The organism is Roseateles saccharophilus (genome assembly GCF_031458095.1).
Taxonomy (GTDB): domain Bacteria; phylum Pseudomonadota; class Gammaproteobacteria; order Burkholderiales; family Burkholderiaceae_C; genus Pelomonas; species Pelomonas saccharophila_A.
Genome location: NZ_JAVDXU010000001.1, coordinates 2415084 through 2428790, shown reverse-complemented (window position 1 = coordinate 2428790; position 13707 = coordinate 2415084). Strand labels below are relative to the sequence as shown.

Sequence of the window (13707 nt, the reverse complement as noted above, 5' to 3'; positions counted from 1 at the left end):
GGCTCAATTCTCGGTCGGCGAGCCGCCAGCCGGCAGCGCGCGAACAATAGGGCCCTTCGATCGATAGGCAAGAACCCAGATGCGCACAACCTCAAACCTGGCCGCCGGCACGGTCCATCGCCTGGCCATTGACAGCCAGGTGCTCGCTGGCAATCTGCTGGGTGACCCCACCCGGCGCGCGATCGACGTCTACGTTCCGGCGGGGCATGACGGGCGCGGCCTGCCGCTGCTGGTCGACGTGGTGGGATTCACCGCCGGCGGGCCGGCGCACACCAACTGGAAGAATTTCGGCGAGAACGTGCCCGAGCGGCTTGACCGCTTGATTGCGACCGGCGCCATGCCGCCCGTCGTCGTGGCCTTCCCCGACTGCTTCACCCGCCTTGGCGGCAATCAATATGTGAACTCGGCCGCGGTAGGACGCTGGGACGATTTCCTGCGCGCCGAGGCGGTGCCCTTCGTCGAGGCCAAGTTGGGCTGCGGCGGCCCGGGCCGGCGAGGCATCTTCGGCAAGTCAAGCGGCGGCTACGGGGCCATGGTCCATGCGCTGCTGCATCCGGACTTCTGGAGTGCGGCGGCCGTGCATTCCGGCGACATGGGCTTCGAGTTGCTCTTTCGGCACGAATTCGTGCCCGTGCTGCGCGCACTCGCCAAGGCGCCCGACATCGGCGGCTGGATCGACGCCTTCTGGCAGGCCAGGAAGGTCAAGGACAGCGACGTTCACATCCTCATGATGCTGGCTCAGGCGGCGAGCTTTGACCCGGATCCTTCAGCGCCCTACGGTGTGCGCCTGCCGGTGACTCTAGATACCTGCGAGCTGATTCCCGAGCGCTGGGCGAACTGGATGGCCTGGGACCCGTTGACGCTCGTCGAAGAACACGGGCGTGGATTGACGGCGCTCAAGGCCTTGTACATCGACTGCGGCGACGTCGACCAATACAACCTGGTCTATGGCGCCAGGCGGATGCACAAGCGGCTTGCCGCCCTGGACGTCGCGCATGTCTACGAGGAATTCAGCGACGACCATACGGCAGTCGACTACCGGATGGACGTCAGCCTGCCTATCCTGGCCAAGGCGCTCGCCTAGAACGCGCTCTTCGTCGTCCCCCCATCCACCCGCAGCGCCGCGCCCGTCGTGGCCGAGGCCAGCGGGCTGGCGACATAGGCCACCAGGGAAGCCACCTCCTCGGGCGTGGCGAAGCGCTTGATCAGCGAGGTGGGCCTGACCTTCTCGAAGAACTCGGTCTCGAACTCGGCAAAGCTCTTGCCCTGGGAGACCTGCTCGACGAAGTCGTTGACGCCGCGCGAGCGCGTCGGGCCGGGCAGCACGCTGTTGACGGTGATGCCGGTGCCGGCGAGTGACTCGGCCAGGCCGCGCGAGACGGCGAGCTGGGCGGTCTTGGTCATGCCGTAGTGAACCATCTCGGCCGGAATCTGCACGGCACTCTCGCTGGAGATGAAGACGATGCGGCCCCAGTCGGCCGCCTTCATGGCCGGCAGCACCAACCGCGCCAGGCGCACGCCGCTGAGCACATTGACGTCGAAGAAGCGCTGCCAGTCGGCGTCGGGGATGTCCTCGAAGGGCTTGGCCTCGAAGATGCCGAGGTTGTTGACCAGGATTTCGATGCCCGGGTGCTGGCGTACCAGGGCCTCGGCGACCTCGGCCTGGCTCAGGTCGCCGGCAAAACCCAGCACCTTGTTTCCGGTGGCGGCCTCAATGCCGGCCACGGCCTCGTCGACCGCGGCCTGCTTGCGCCCATTGACGATGACGCGCGCACCCTCGGCGGCCAGTGCCTGGGCAATGGCGTGGCCAATGCCGGCTGTACTGCCGGAAACCAGGGCGAGGCGGTTCTTCAGTTGCAGGTCCATGACGATCCTTTCGGCGGGGTGAGTCCGTCGCTGGTGTAGCCGATGCGGAACAGCCCGATTCGCCTTGGGGCTGTTCCGCACCGAGCCAGTGCAGGCGGGGCGGCAATGCGGCCCAGATTTGTGCACAGGGTTTGCATACAAGCCAGATGAGCGCTGGCATGGAAGCTGCGAATGACCCGCCATGGGCATCTCCGCCACCGACATCAGCCAGCGCATCGTTGAAGCGGTGCTCGCGCAGAAGCTCGCGCCCGGCGCCCGCCTGGGGGAGCAGCAGCTCGCGATGCTGTTCGACTGCAGCCGCACCATCGTGCGCGAGGCACTGACCCGGCTGGCGGCGCGCGGCATCGTCACGGTCAGTGCAAGGCGCGGCTGGTATCTGATCGCGCCGAGCCCCGACGAGGTGCGCGAGGCCTTCGAAGCACGCCGCGTCATCGAGCTGGGGCTGATCCGCGGCCAGCCGCAATTGCCGCCCGAAGCGGTCACGCGCCTGAAGCAGCATCTGCAGCAGGAGCAGGCGGCCCTGCGCGGCGACGACGTCGGCACGCGCAGCTTCCTGCTCGGCGACTTCCATGTCTGCCTGGCCGAATGCCTGGGCAACAGCCTGCTGGCCGACACGCTGCGCGACTTCACGGCGCGCACGACGCTGATCGCGATGCGCTACCAGTCCTCCCACGACGCGGCCCTGTCCTGCCAGGACCATGTCGCCATCGTCGCCGCGCTGGCGGCCGGTGACAGCACCCGCGCCGAGGCGCTGATGGCTGAGCACCTCAGCAGCGTGCAGGCCGCCCTGCGCCTGCCCGCTGATGACGACCCGCTGCAGCAGTTGCGCGAAGCCCTCGCGCCCCTTCCCACGTCCCCCTCCGTCGAATCCGCTGATCCTGCTTACCTAGGAGCCCTGCTATGACCCTGACGCTTTCCCGCCGCCTGACCCTGATCGCCGGCCTGAGCCTGCTGGCCGTGGCCGCCCAGGCCCAGACCGCGCTGGACACCATCACCAAGAGCAAGACCATCAGAATTGCCATCCCGACCGACTACCCGCCCTATGGCTTTGTCGGCCCCGACATGGCGCCCCAGGGCCTGGACGTCGCGGTGGCCCAGCTCATCGCGGCCAAGCTGGGTGTGAAGGCCGAGCTGGTGCCGGTGACCAGCGCCAACCGCATCCCCTATCTGCAAACCAGGAAGGCCGACCTGGTCATCTCGACGCTGGGCAAGAACCCCGAGCGCGAGAAGGTCATCAACTTCAGCGCCGCCTACGCGCCCTTCTACCAGGCGGTGTTTGCGGCCAAGAGCCTGCCCATCAAGAGCTGGGCCGACCTGGCCGGCAAGAGCGTGGCCGTGACGCGCGGCGCCATGGAGGACCAGGAGCTGGCCAAGGTCGCACCGGCCACGCTGGAATACAAGCGCTTCGAGGACAACAACGCCACCATCGCCGCCTTTGCCGCCGGCCAGACCCAGCTGCTGGCCACCAGCGCGGCCGTCGCCGGCAACCTGATGCAGCGCAATCCGGGGCTGAACACCGAATACAAGCTGCTGCTCAAGGACAGCCCCTGCTTCGTCGGCGTGATGAAGGGCGAGGACGCGCTGCTGGCCAAGGTCAACGACATCATCGCGGCGGCCAAGGCGGCGGGCGAGCTGGAGGCCCTGTCCAAGAAGTGGCTGGGCCGCGGCACCGGCGATCTCCCGCTCTGAGATCACCATGATCAGCTTTGACTTCCTCGCGGTGCTGGCCGAATGGCCGCTGCTGCTGAAGGGGCTGGCCTGGACGCTGGGTCTCACGCTGGTCGCGACGCCGCTGGGTCTGCTGATCGCGACGCTGGGCGCCTGGTCGCGCGCCAGCGGTCCCGTCTGGCTGCGCCGGCTGCTCGGCGCCTATGTCGAGCTGCTGCGCAACACGCCCTTCATCGTGCAGCTCTTCTTCATCTTCTTCGGCCTGCCGGCCGCGGGCGTGAAGCTGTCGCCGCAAGCCGCCTCGCTGATCGCGATGACCTTGAACCTCGGCGCCTACGGCACCGAGATCCTGCGCGCCGGCATCCAGGCTACGCCGCGCGGGCAATGGGAGGCGGCGCAGAGCCTGGCGCTCAGCCCCGTGCAGGTCTTCACCCGCGTCGTGCTGCCGCCGGCCCTGCAGCGCGTCTGGCCGGCCATGACGAGCCAGATCATCATCGTCATGCTGGGCTCGGCCGTCTGCGGCCAGATCTCCACCGAGGAGCTGAGCTATGCGGCCAACCTGATCCAGAGCCGCAACTTCCGCGCCTTCGAGGCCTTCATCATCGCGACGCTGACCTATCTGGCCCTGGCCATCGCGGCGCGCCAGCTGCTGATGTGGGCCGGCCCGCGCTTCATCTTCGGCAGGGGGCGCCGCCATGGTTGAGTTCACGCTCTGGGACATCGTGCGCAACCTGCTGCTGGCCCTGCGCTGGACGGTGGCCCTGTCGGCCATTGCCTTCATCGGCGGCGGCCTCGTGGGCGGCCTGCTGCTGACGCTGCGTATCGGCCTCGGTGCGCGCACACGGCGCGCCATCTCGCTGTATGTGCAGCTCTTCCAGGGCACGCCGCTGCTGATGCAGCTCTTCCTGGCCTATTTCGGCCTGGCTCTGCTGGGCATCGAGGTCTCGGCCTGGACTGCCGCGGCGCTGGCGCTGACGCTCTACACCAGCGCCTATCTCGTCGAGATCTGGCGGGGCTGTGTCGACGCCGTGCCGCGCGGCCAGTGGGAGGCGGCGCGCAGCCTGGCGCTCTCCTTCGGCGAGCAGCTGCGCCACGTCATCCTGCCGCAGGCTGCGCGCCTGGCCATCGCGCCGACGGTGGGCTTCCTGGTTCAGGTCATCAAGGGCACGGCGCTTGCTTCAGTCATCGGGTTTGTCGAGCTGACCAAGGCCGGCAGCATGATCTCCAATGCCAGCTTCAAGCCCTTCCTCGTGTTCGGCTGCGTGGCGCTGCTGTATTTCGCGCTGTGCTTCCCGGTCAGCCTCTTCGCTCAACATCTGGAAGGCAAAGCTCATGGCCGCCCAACTTGATGATCTGCAGCCGGCACCGCGCGCCCCCATGGTGCGCATCACCGCGCTGCGCAAGTCCTACGGCACCCACGAGGTGCTCAAGGGCATCGACCTGGACGTCGCGCGCGGCGAGGTCATCGCCATCATCGGCAAGAGCGGCTCGGGCAAGAGCACGCTGCTGCGCTGCATCAACGGGCTGGAGCAGTTCCAGGACGGCTCGCTGACCGTCAACGGCAAGCCCCTGCTCTACGAGAGCGCCATGGCCATGCGCGAGCTGCGCCAGCAGGTCGGCATGATCTTCCAGGGCTTCAACCTGTTTCCCCATCTGAGCGTCGGCCGCAACGTGATGCTGGCACCGACGCTGGTGAAGCAGCGCAGTCAAGCAGACGCGGCGGAGCAGGCGCGCGAGCTGCTGGCCCGCGTCGGCCTGGCCGAGAAGTTCGACGCCATGCCCGACCAGCTCTCCGGCGGCCAGCAGCAGCGCGTGGCCATTGCGCGGGCCCTGGCCATGGAGCCGGCCGTACTGTTGTGCGACGAGATCACCTCGGCCCTGGACCCCGAGCTGGTGGGCGAGGTGCTGCGCGTCGTCGAGGCCCTGGCCGACGACGGCATGACGCTGTTGATGGTCACGCACGAGATGGCCTTCGCCCGCAAGGTGGCCGACCGCGTCGTCTTCATGCACCAGGGCCGCGTGCACGAGATGGGGCATCCGGTCGAGTTGTTCGGAGCGCCCAAGACGCCCGAGCTGAAGCAGTTCCTGTCTTCGCTGCACGACTAGGCACCCCGATTGCCCGCTCGACACTCCATCCTCAAGGAGTGCCGAAATGAAGGCTTTCGCGGTCGACCGCCATCGGCAGAAGCGGTACGGCTTGCTGCATATCCTGGCTGGCCATCCCCACGCCGGAGCGCCGGGATGAAGCGGGAGGCGCAGCGCGAGCACATGGTCGCCACGCAGCTGCGCGACCGTGGCATCCGCTGCGCCGCGGTGCTGGACGCCATGGCCTATGTGCCGCGCGAGGCCTTTGTCGAGCCGGGCTATGAAGACTCGGCCTATGACGACAGGGCCTTGCCCATCGCCCGGGGCCAGACCATCTCCCAGCCCTATGTCGTCGCGCTGATGATCGAGGCGGCCGGGGTGGGGCCAGCCGACGAGGTGCTGGAGATCGGCGCCGGCTCGGGCTATGCGGCGGCGGTGCTGGGACGCATCGCCCATCATGTGATTGCCGTCGAGCGTGACGCCCTGCTGGCCGACACGGCGCGTCAGCGCATGGCGGCCGTGGGCCTGGCCAATGTCGACATCGTCGTCGGCGACGGCAGCCTGGGCTGGCCGTTCGGACCGCGCTTCGACGCCATCCTCGTCGCCGCCGGTGGGCCCGCTGTACCGCGGGCGCTGAAGGCCCAGCTGGCCGAGGGCGGGCGCCTCGTCATGCCCATCGGGGCGGTGCGCAGCCAGCGCCTGGTGCGCCTGACGCGCCGCGGCGGGGATCATTTCGAGCAGCAGGAGCTGGCCGACGTGCACTTCGTGCCGTTGATAGGCGCCCAGGGCTGGGCCGAGCACGAGGTGGCGCCATGAGCCGGCTGCTGAAGGCGGCGCTGGAGCCCTTGCCCGAGATCGACGCGCCCGGCTTCGGCGCCATGCTGGACCGCTTCGCCAACCGGCGTGTCGTCATGCTCGGCGAGGCCAGTCATGGCACGTCGGAGTTCTATCGCTCGCGCGCCGCCATCTCGCGCCATCTGGTCGAGCATCACGGCTTCAACCTCATCGCCGTCGAGGCCGACTGGCCCGACGCCGCCGCCGTCGACCGGCGCATCCGCCCGCGCAGCAACGCACCGCCGCCGGCCCAGCCGCCCTTCGAGCGCTTCCCGACCTGGATGTGGCGCAACCGCGAGTTCGCCGAGTTCGTCGGCTGGCTGCACCGCCACAACGCCGATCGCGCGCCCGAGGACCGCGTCGCCTTCCACGGCCTGGACATCTACAACCTGCGTGCGTCCATTGCCGCCGTGCTGGCCTATCTGGGCCGCGTCGACCCGGCTGCGGCGCGCGCCGCGCGCGAGCGCTATGCCTGCCTGACGCCCTGGCAGCAGGACCCGGCCCACTACGGCCGCGCGGCCCTGGAGCCGGGTTTCGAGCGCTGCGAGCAGGCCGTCGTGCAGCAATGCCGCGAACTGCTGGTGCGCCAGCTCGACTACGCCGCCGAGGAAGGCCCCGACAGCTTTCTCGACGCGGCCCAGAATGCCCGCCTCGTCGCCTCCGCGGAGCGCTATTACCGCGTCATGTATCTGGGCGGTGCGGCGAGTTGGAATCTGCGCGACTCGCACATGTTCGAGACCCTGGCTCAGCTGCTGGCCTTCAACGGCCCGCGGGCCAAGGCCATCGTCTGGGCCCACAATTCCCATATCGGCGACGCCCGCTTCACCGACATGGGCATGACGCGCGGCGAGCACAACCTCGGCCAACTGGCCCGCCAGGCCTGGGGCGAGCAGGTGGCGCTGGTCGGCCAGGGCACGCATGCCGGCACCGTCGCCGCCGCCCACGACTGGGACGGCGACCTGGAGGTCATGCCGGTGCGGCCGTCGCGCAGCGACAGCTACGAGCGCCTGTGCCACGACACCGGTGAGCCGCGCTTTCTGCTGGACCTGCATCCGGACCGCCATGTCGAGCTGCGCCAGCAGCTCAGGGTGCCGCGGCTGGAGCGCTATATCGGCGTCATCTACCGGCCCGACACCGAGCGCTGGAGCCACTACGTCGAGTCGGTGCTGTCACGCCAGTACGACGCCTGGCTGTGGTTCGACGAGACCCGCGCCCTGTCGCCCCTGGATGCCGAGCAGCCGCATGCCGGCATGCCCGAGACCTATCCCTTTGGCGTCTGACCTCCGAAAGGCAAGTCATGAGCAAATCCCCCGGTCATCGCGACCATCCCGAGCACACCGTGGCCGAAACCCGCCTGGCCCACCAGGTCACGGCCAGCATCGACGGCCATCGCGTGGCCGAGTCTGCCGATGTCATCCGCGTCGACGAGACCGGCGCGCCGCCGCGGCTGTACTTCCCGCGCGAGGCCGTCCACGTCGACAAACTCGAGCGCAGCGACACCCAGACGCACTGCCCCTTCAAGGGCGATGCCACCTACTACCACGTCACCCAGGGCGGCCGCAAGCTGAAGGACGCGATCTGGTCCTACGAGGACCCCTACGACGAGCATGTGGCACTGAAGGGCCGCATGGCCTTCTACGACGAGAAGCACGCGGGCATAGGCTTCACCGAGGCCAGGTCGTAGGCCGCAGCGCAGTCAGCAGGGCGGCGGCGCCGGGTGTGATGTCTTCGGAGTTGCCGAAGCAAAGCAGCAGTTGCCGCCTGGCCCAGGGCTCGGCCAGCGGCGCCACGAAAACCCCCGGGCGGCCCAGGCGCCGCGCCGTCAGTGCCGGCACGATGGCCACCCCCACGCCATCGGCCACCAGCTGCAGCAGCGCATCGAAGCCTTGTACCTGCACGCGGTGATGCAGGCCGCGGCCATGCTGCAGTGCACGGGCCTGCAGGAAGCGGCTCAGGCCGGCCTCGGAGGGCAGGCCGACAAAGGGCTGGGCCAGCAGCTGCGCAAAGGCCAGGCCGGCTTTGCGCACGCCCAGGCGTCGTGACCAGGCGGCGGGCAGCACGGCCACCAGACCGTCCTCGCGGAAGGGGGTCGTGTTCAGCCCTTCGGTGGCGACGTGGTCGGCGACGATGCCCAGATCGGCGCGCTCCTGGCGCATCGCGAACAGCACGTCCTGGCTGTCCAGCTCGCGCAATTCGACGTCGATGTCGGGATGGGCGGCGAGAAAGGGGCCGAGCAGGGGCGGCAGGTGCTCGCTGATGGCGGCGGTGTTGCACAGCAGCCGCACGGTGCTGCGCACCCCATGGGCATGGGCCGCCATGCCGGCATGCAGGGCCTCCATCTCGCGCTGCAGCCGGCCGGCGTGGCGCAGCAGGGTGCGGCCGGCGTCGGTCAGCGTGATGCCGGTCTTGGCGCGTTGCATCAGCGCGGCGCCCACGGCCTGCTCCAGGGCCTGCAGGCGCGCGCTCGCCGCGGCCAGAGAAAGGTGCACGGCCCGCGCCCCGGCCGTGATGGTGCCGGTGTCGGCCACGGCGGTGAACAGGCGCAGGTCGAACGGGTCGATGCGGTAATGCGGGTTGCGTGCGTTCATGGCCCATCCTTCGGCATTGCCGGAGGATATGCGTGGCATTGCGCGATGGACGCGGGTCGACGCCGCGCCGACCATGCCGGCATGGATGACATCGAATGGCTGTCGGCTGGCCTGCTGGGCTGGGTGGCGCTGAGCTTCCTGCTGGCCGGCCTCGTCAAGGGCGTGTCCGGCATGGGCCTGCCCACGCTGGCCATGGCCCTGCTGAGCCTGCGCCTGCCGGCGGCGCCGGCTGCCGCGCTGATGCTGCTGCCGGCCCTGCTGACCAATGTGGCCCAGTGCCTGGGCCCCCACGCGGCCGGGCTGTGGCGGCGGCTCTGGCCGCTGTGGACGGGCCTGGTGCTGGGCACGCTGTTCGCCCCGCTGCCCAGCCTTGGCTCGGGCCACGGCGGCGCGCGGCTGGCGCTGGGCGGGGTGCTGGTGGCCTATGGCCTGTTCGGCTTGTGCCGGCCACGGTTGCCGGACCCCGGTCGCCATGCCGCCTGGCTGGGCGGGCTGGCGGGCCTGCTGGGCGGTGCGGTCAGCGCGGCGACCGGTGTCTTCGTGCTGCCCATGGTGCCCTTTTTGCAGTCCCTGCAGTTGCGGCGGGGCGCCCTGATCCAGGCCCTGGGCATCAGCTTCATGCTGGCCTCGCTGTCGTTGGCCACCCGTCTGGGCGGGCTGGAAGCCGCCGCGCCGCCCGACGCGATCGCCAGCGGTGTGGCTCTGCTGGCAGCCCTGGCTGGCATGGGCCTGGGCGCCCGGCTGCGCGAGCGCCTGCCCACCCTGGTCTTTCAGCGCGCGCTGTTTGTCGTCTTCGCGCTGCTGGGTCTGCTGATGATGCTGCGCTGAAATGCAATTAGGCTTGTGGCTGGCATCGCTTTGGAGACCTCATGAGCAAGACGCCCACCCCGCCGGCCGCGGCGCTGATCGATGAACGCATCGCCAGCCTGGGCGGCTGGCGCAGCGAAACGCTGGCCGCGCTGCGCGCCCTCATCCACGAGGCCGATCCCGACATCGTCGAGGAATGGAAGTGGAGCAACCCGGTCTGGTCGCATGACGGCATCGTCTGCACCGGCGAGGCCTACAAGAGCGCCGTGAAGATGACCTTCCCCAAGGGCGCTTCGCTGGCCGATCCCAAGGGCCTGTTCAATTCCAGCCTGGAAGGCGGTGTGCGGCGCGCCATCGATTTCAAGGAAGGCGACAAGATCGACAAGGCCGGGCTGAAGGCCTTGATCAAGGCGGCCATCAAGGCCAATCAGAAAGCCTAGGGCTTCATCGCCGCCTTGTAGATGGACTGGCGCGGCTGGGCCATCAGCCGGCGCAGCATCGGTTCGAAGAAGGCCAGCGGCAGGGCCTCCGCCTCGGGATCGAAGGCCGGGTTGTCATAGCGCTCGACGAACTCCGCCGTGCGCTCGAAATGAGGATGGCCGCGGAACTGCTCGCGCATGTCGCGGTCCAGACCGATGTGGTGGAAGAAGTTGTGGCCCTGGAAGATGCCGTGCTGCTGCACCATCCACAGGTTCTCTTCCGTCACGAAGGGCTTGAGGATGGCCGCGGCGATGTCGGGGTGGTTGAAGCTGCCCAGGGTGTCGCCGATGTCGTGCAGCAGGGCGCAGCAGACATATTCCTCGTCGCGGCCGTCGTGGTGGGCCAGGGTGGCCGTCTGCAGGCAATGGGTCAGCCGGTCGACCGGGAAGCCGCCGAAGTCACCGTCCAGCAGGCGCAGATGGTCGAGCACGCGGTCGGGCAGGCTGCGGGACATCTTCATCGCCTCCGGCACGATGAGGCCCCAGTCCTCGCGGGTGCTTTCGTCCATGCGGGTGAAGCTGGCGCGTGCGTTCATGACGGTCTCCAAAGGGCTCGGGCGATTCTGCGCCGGGGCCCCGCGCGAGACTGTCGCGTGCGGAACTCGGCGCGGTTTCAGTGGCGCTTGAAGTACTGCACCTCGCGTTCATGCTTTTCGGCCTGCTCGCGGGTGTCGAAGGTGCCGAGGTTGCGGCGCTTGCCGGTCTTGGGGTCGGGCTTGCGGGAGTAGAGGCGGTACTGGCCGCTGCCGAGCTTGCGGATCATGGGGTTCTCCTGCGCGGTGGGCAGGGGGCCAGTGTTGGCCGCGGTGCGGCCGCTGTCTGTAGGACCGTGACGCGCCCGGCCCGGGACGCCTCTAGACTCCGCAGCCATCTGCGCTTCTCGACCCACCGCGACGCATGCGCTCAGACCTCCCGTTCGTTCCGGCATGAAAACTCTGGCCTTCCACGCCGTCGCGAAGTCATTTGGCCACGTGCCGGTGCTGCACGAGGTGAGCTTCGAGCTGAGCGCCGGCCGCGCCGTTGGCCTGCTGGGCGAGAACGGTGCGGGCAAGAGCACGTTGATGAAGATCCTGGCCGGCTACGAGGCGCCCACGGCCGGCGAGCTGAGGCTGGACGGCGCGGCGGTGCGCTTTGACGGCCCACGCGCGGCCGAGGCCAGCGGCATCGCGATGATCCACCAGGAGTTCGCGCTGGCCGAGGCGCTCACCGTGGCGCAGAACATCTTCCTCGGCCATGAGATCAAGCGCGGCTGGTGGCTGGACGACAGCGCCATGCGCGCCACCACCAACCAGCTGCTGGCCCAGGTCGGGCTGGACTGCTCGCCCGACACGCCGGTGCGAGCCCTGAGCCTGGCGCAGAAACAGCGCGTCGAGATTGCCAAGGCCCTGCAGCGCCGCGCCCGTGTGCTGGTGATGGACGAACCCACGGCCACGCTGACGCGCAAGGAGGCCGACCAGCTCTTCGCCCTGGTGGACAGTCTCAAGGCCGATGGCGTGACGCTGATCTACATCTCCCACAAGCTGGAGGAGATCGAGCGCCTGACGGATGAAGTGGTGGTCATGCGCGACGGCCGTTTCGTGACCCGCGCGCCGACGGCAAGCCTCAGCCGGGCGCAGATGGCCAGCCTGATGGTGGGCCGCGAGCTCAGTGATCTCTTCCCGCCCAAGGCGACCCGGCCCACTGCTGAGCCGCTGCTGAAGCTGCAGTCCTTCAGCGTGCCGGGCTGGGCCCAGGACATAGGTTTCGAGGTCGCGCCGGGCGAGATCCTTGGCTTTGCCGGCCTGGTGGGCGCGGGCCGCACCGAGCTCTTCGAGGGCCTGATCGGCTTGCGGCCCGGTGCGACCGGCCAGGTCGAGATCGCCGGCAGCGCCGTGAGCATCACCAACCCTCGTGAAGCCGCCGCCCTCGGCCTCACCTATCTCAGTGAAGACCGCAAGGGCAAGGGCCTGCATCTGGACTTCGGCCTGCGCCAGAACCTGACGCTGATGACGCTGTCGCGCTATGCCCGGCCCTGGCTGCGGCCGGCCGACGAGGACGCGGCGCTGAAGCGCGCGGTCGACGAGTTCGGCATCCGCGCTTCTTCCCTCGGCGTGCCCGCGCGCTCGCTGTCCGGCGGCAACCAGCAAAAGCTCGCCCTGGCCAAGGTGCTGCACCCCGGGCCGCGCATCGTCGTGCTGGACGAACCCACGCGCGGCGTGGACGTGGGGGCCAAGCGCGAGCTCTACGGCCTCATCCAGCGTCTCGCGGCTTCAGGCCTGGCCATCGTCGTCGTGTCGTCCGAGCTGATGGAGCTCATAGGCCTGTGCCACCGCATCGCCATCATGCGCGGCGGCCGCCTGCAAACCGTCGTCGATGCCGCCGACGCCACCGAAGACCTGCTGATCGCCCATGCCACCGGAACGCACTGAGTCCATCGCTGCACGCCTTCGCGGCCTCGGCCCTCTCGCCGGGCTGATCCTGCTGTGCCTGATTGCCTCGGTCCTCAACCCCGAGTTCGCGACGCTCGACAACGCGCTGAATGTGCTGACCCGCACCACCTTCATCGGCATCATCGCCGTGGGCATGTGCTTCGTCATCGTCGGCGGCGGCATCGACCTGTCGGTGGGCTCGATGGCGGCGCTGATCGCGGGCTGCGTCATCCTGCTGATGAACACCCTGGGTGCTCACGGCGTGGCGCCGGGGCTGGCCGTGGTGGCGGGGGCCAGCGGCGCCGTGCTGCTGGGCAGCGGGCTGGGGCTGGCGCATGGCTGGCTGATCACGCGCGGCCGCATCGAACCCTTCATCGTCACGCTGGGGACCCTGGGCATCTTTCGCGCCGTGTTGACCTGGGCTGCCGACGGCGGCGCCATCACCCTGGACAACGAGTTGGCCGACGCCTACGCGCCGGTCTACTACGGCACGCTGCTGGGCGTGCCGGTGCCGGTCTGGGTGTTCGCCGTCGTGGCCCTTGCCGCGGCGGCGCTGCTGCAGCGCACCGCCTATGGCCGCTATGTGCAGGCCATAGGCTCCAACGAGCAGGTGGCGCGCTATGCAGCCGTCAAGGTCGATGCCGTCAAGCTGGGCAGCTACTGCGTACTGGGCGCCATGGTCGGCGTCGCGACCCTGCTCTATGTGCCGCGCCTGGGATCGGCCTCGCCCAGCACGGGTTTGCTATGGGAGCTGGAGGCCATCGCTGCCGTCATCATCGGCGGCACGGCCCTCAAGGGGGGCTCGGGCAGCATTGCCGGCACCGTGGTCGGGGCCCTGCTGCTGTCGGTCATCGGCAATGTGCTCAACCTCACCAGCTTCATCAGCATCCACCTGAATGCCGCGGTCCAGGGCATCGTCATCATCGCCGTCGCCTTCATGCAAAGACGGCAACGCTAGACAGGAGACTTCCG

General features: G+C 69.0%; 17 protein-coding genes. 13 read left to right on the top strand and 4 right to left on the bottom strand.

Translation table 11 applies throughout. The features are described from left to right. Nucleotides 1-139 precede the first annotated feature (139 nt). On the top strand, nucleotides 140-1084 hold the full coding sequence (locus J2X20_RS11080) for an alpha/beta hydrolase (RefSeq protein ID WP_310264414.1): 945 nt from the start codon (nucleotides 140-142) through the stop codon (nucleotides 1082-1084). Here the strand turns inward: J2X20_RS11080 and J2X20_RS11075 are convergent. Then, nucleotides 1081-1866 carry an SDR family NAD(P)-dependent oxidoreductase gene (locus tag J2X20_RS11075; RefSeq protein ID WP_310264412.1) on the bottom strand — a complete coding sequence of 262 codons (786 nt, stop codon included), beginning with the start codon at nucleotides 1864-1866 and terminating at the stop codon, nucleotides 1081-1083. The genes J2X20_RS11080 and J2X20_RS11075 overlap by 4 nt on opposite strands. 181 nt (nucleotides 1867-2047) lie before the next feature. Here J2X20_RS11075 and J2X20_RS11070 point away from each other — a divergent pair, with 181 nt between their 5' ends. The 8 genes from J2X20_RS11070 to J2X20_RS11035 all read left to right on the top strand — a co-directional run bounded on the left by J2X20_RS11070 (nucleotide 2048) and on the right by J2X20_RS11035 (nucleotide 8137). Beyond that, nucleotides 2048-2770, top strand: coding sequence for a GntR family transcriptional regulator (locus tag J2X20_RS11070; RefSeq protein WP_310264409.1), 723 nt, complete (start codon nucleotides 2048-2050; stop codon nucleotides 2768-2770). After that, a complete protein-coding gene (locus tag J2X20_RS11065; protein WP_310264406.1) occupies nucleotides 2767-3555 on the top strand; it encodes a transporter substrate-binding domain-containing protein in 789 nt (262 codons plus the stop codon). Before J2X20_RS11070 ends, J2X20_RS11065 begins: the two co-directional genes overlap by 4 nt. A gap of 7 nt (nucleotides 3556-3562) precedes the next feature. After that, on the top strand, nucleotides 3563-4237 hold the full coding sequence (locus tag J2X20_RS11060) for an amino acid ABC transporter permease (protein ID WP_310264403.1): 675 nt from the start codon (nucleotides 3563-3565) through the stop codon (nucleotides 4235-4237). After that, nucleotides 4230-4883, top strand: coding sequence for an amino acid ABC transporter permease (locus tag J2X20_RS11055; protein ID WP_310264400.1), 654 nt, complete (start codon nucleotides 4230-4232; stop codon nucleotides 4881-4883). Before J2X20_RS11060 ends, J2X20_RS11055 begins: the two co-directional genes overlap by 8 nt. Then, nucleotides 4867-5640 carry an amino acid ABC transporter ATP-binding protein gene (locus tag J2X20_RS11050; RefSeq protein ID WP_310264398.1) on the top strand — a complete coding sequence of 258 codons (774 nt, stop codon included), beginning with the start codon at nucleotides 4867-4869 and terminating at the stop codon, nucleotides 5638-5640. Before J2X20_RS11055 ends, J2X20_RS11050 begins: the two co-directional genes overlap by 17 nt. A gap of 135 nt (nucleotides 5641-5775) precedes the next feature. Continuing rightward, a complete protein-coding gene (locus J2X20_RS11045) occupies nucleotides 5776-6435 on the top strand; it encodes a protein-L-isoaspartate(D-aspartate) O-methyltransferase (protein WP_310264395.1) in 660 nt (219 codons plus the stop codon). Next, a complete protein-coding gene (locus J2X20_RS11040) occupies nucleotides 6432-7733 on the top strand; it encodes an erythromycin esterase family protein (RefSeq protein WP_310264393.1) in 1302 nt (433 codons plus the stop codon). The genes J2X20_RS11045 and J2X20_RS11040 overlap by 4 nt, the downstream gene beginning before the upstream one ends. 17 nt (nucleotides 7734-7750) lie before the next feature. Next, nucleotides 7751-8137 (top strand): DUF427 domain-containing protein, encoded by a 387-nt coding sequence (locus tag J2X20_RS11035; protein WP_310264391.1) that lies wholly within the window; start codon nucleotides 7751-7753, stop codon nucleotides 8135-8137. Here J2X20_RS11035 and J2X20_RS11030 read toward each other — a convergent pair. Continuing rightward, nucleotides 8118-9041, bottom strand: coding sequence for a LysR family transcriptional regulator (locus J2X20_RS11030; protein ID WP_310264390.1), 924 nt, complete (start codon nucleotides 9039-9041; stop codon nucleotides 8118-8120). The genes J2X20_RS11035 and J2X20_RS11030 overlap by 20 nt on opposite strands. A 45-nt stretch (nucleotides 9042-9086) precedes the next feature. Between J2X20_RS11030 and J2X20_RS11025 the strand changes: the two genes are divergently transcribed. Then, complete coding sequence (locus tag J2X20_RS11025) at nucleotides 9087-9869, top strand: sulfite exporter TauE/SafE family protein (RefSeq protein ID WP_310264388.1); 783 nt, start codon at nucleotides 9087-9089, stop codon at nucleotides 9867-9869. Between the two features lie 41 nt (nucleotides 9870-9910). Continuing rightward, nucleotides 9911-10288 (top strand): DUF1801 domain-containing protein, encoded by a 378-nt coding sequence (locus J2X20_RS11020; RefSeq protein ID WP_310264386.1) that lies wholly within the window; start codon nucleotides 9911-9913, stop codon nucleotides 10286-10288. Here the strand turns inward: J2X20_RS11020 and J2X20_RS11015 are convergent. Then, on the bottom strand, nucleotides 10285-10863 hold the full coding sequence (locus tag J2X20_RS11015) for an HD domain-containing protein (protein ID WP_310264383.1): 579 nt from the start codon (nucleotides 10861-10863) through the stop codon (nucleotides 10285-10287). The two genes, J2X20_RS11020 and J2X20_RS11015, sit on opposite strands and share 4 nt — an antisense overlap. A 77-nt stretch (nucleotides 10864-10940) precedes the next feature. Next, a complete protein-coding gene (locus tag J2X20_RS11010; protein ID WP_310264381.1) occupies nucleotides 10941-11090 on the bottom strand; it encodes a hypothetical protein in 150 nt (49 codons plus the stop codon). A 163-nt stretch (nucleotides 11091-11253) separates the two neighbouring features. On the opposite strand from J2X20_RS11010, the gene J2X20_RS11005 reads away from it, so the two are divergent. Together J2X20_RS11005 and J2X20_RS11000 are read left to right on the top strand one after the other, a co-directional pair. Beyond that, the gene (locus J2X20_RS11005) at nucleotides 11254-12735 is read left to right on the top strand and encodes a sugar ABC transporter ATP-binding protein (RefSeq protein ID WP_310264379.1); all 1482 of its coding nucleotides are present in this window, start codon (nucleotides 11254-11256) and stop codon (nucleotides 12733-12735) included. Then, nucleotides 12716-13693, top strand: coding sequence for an ABC transporter permease (locus tag J2X20_RS11000; protein ID WP_310264376.1), 978 nt, complete (start codon nucleotides 12716-12718; stop codon nucleotides 13691-13693). Before J2X20_RS11005 ends, J2X20_RS11000 begins: the two co-directional genes overlap by 20 nt. Nucleotides 13694-13707 lie beyond the last annotated feature (14 nt).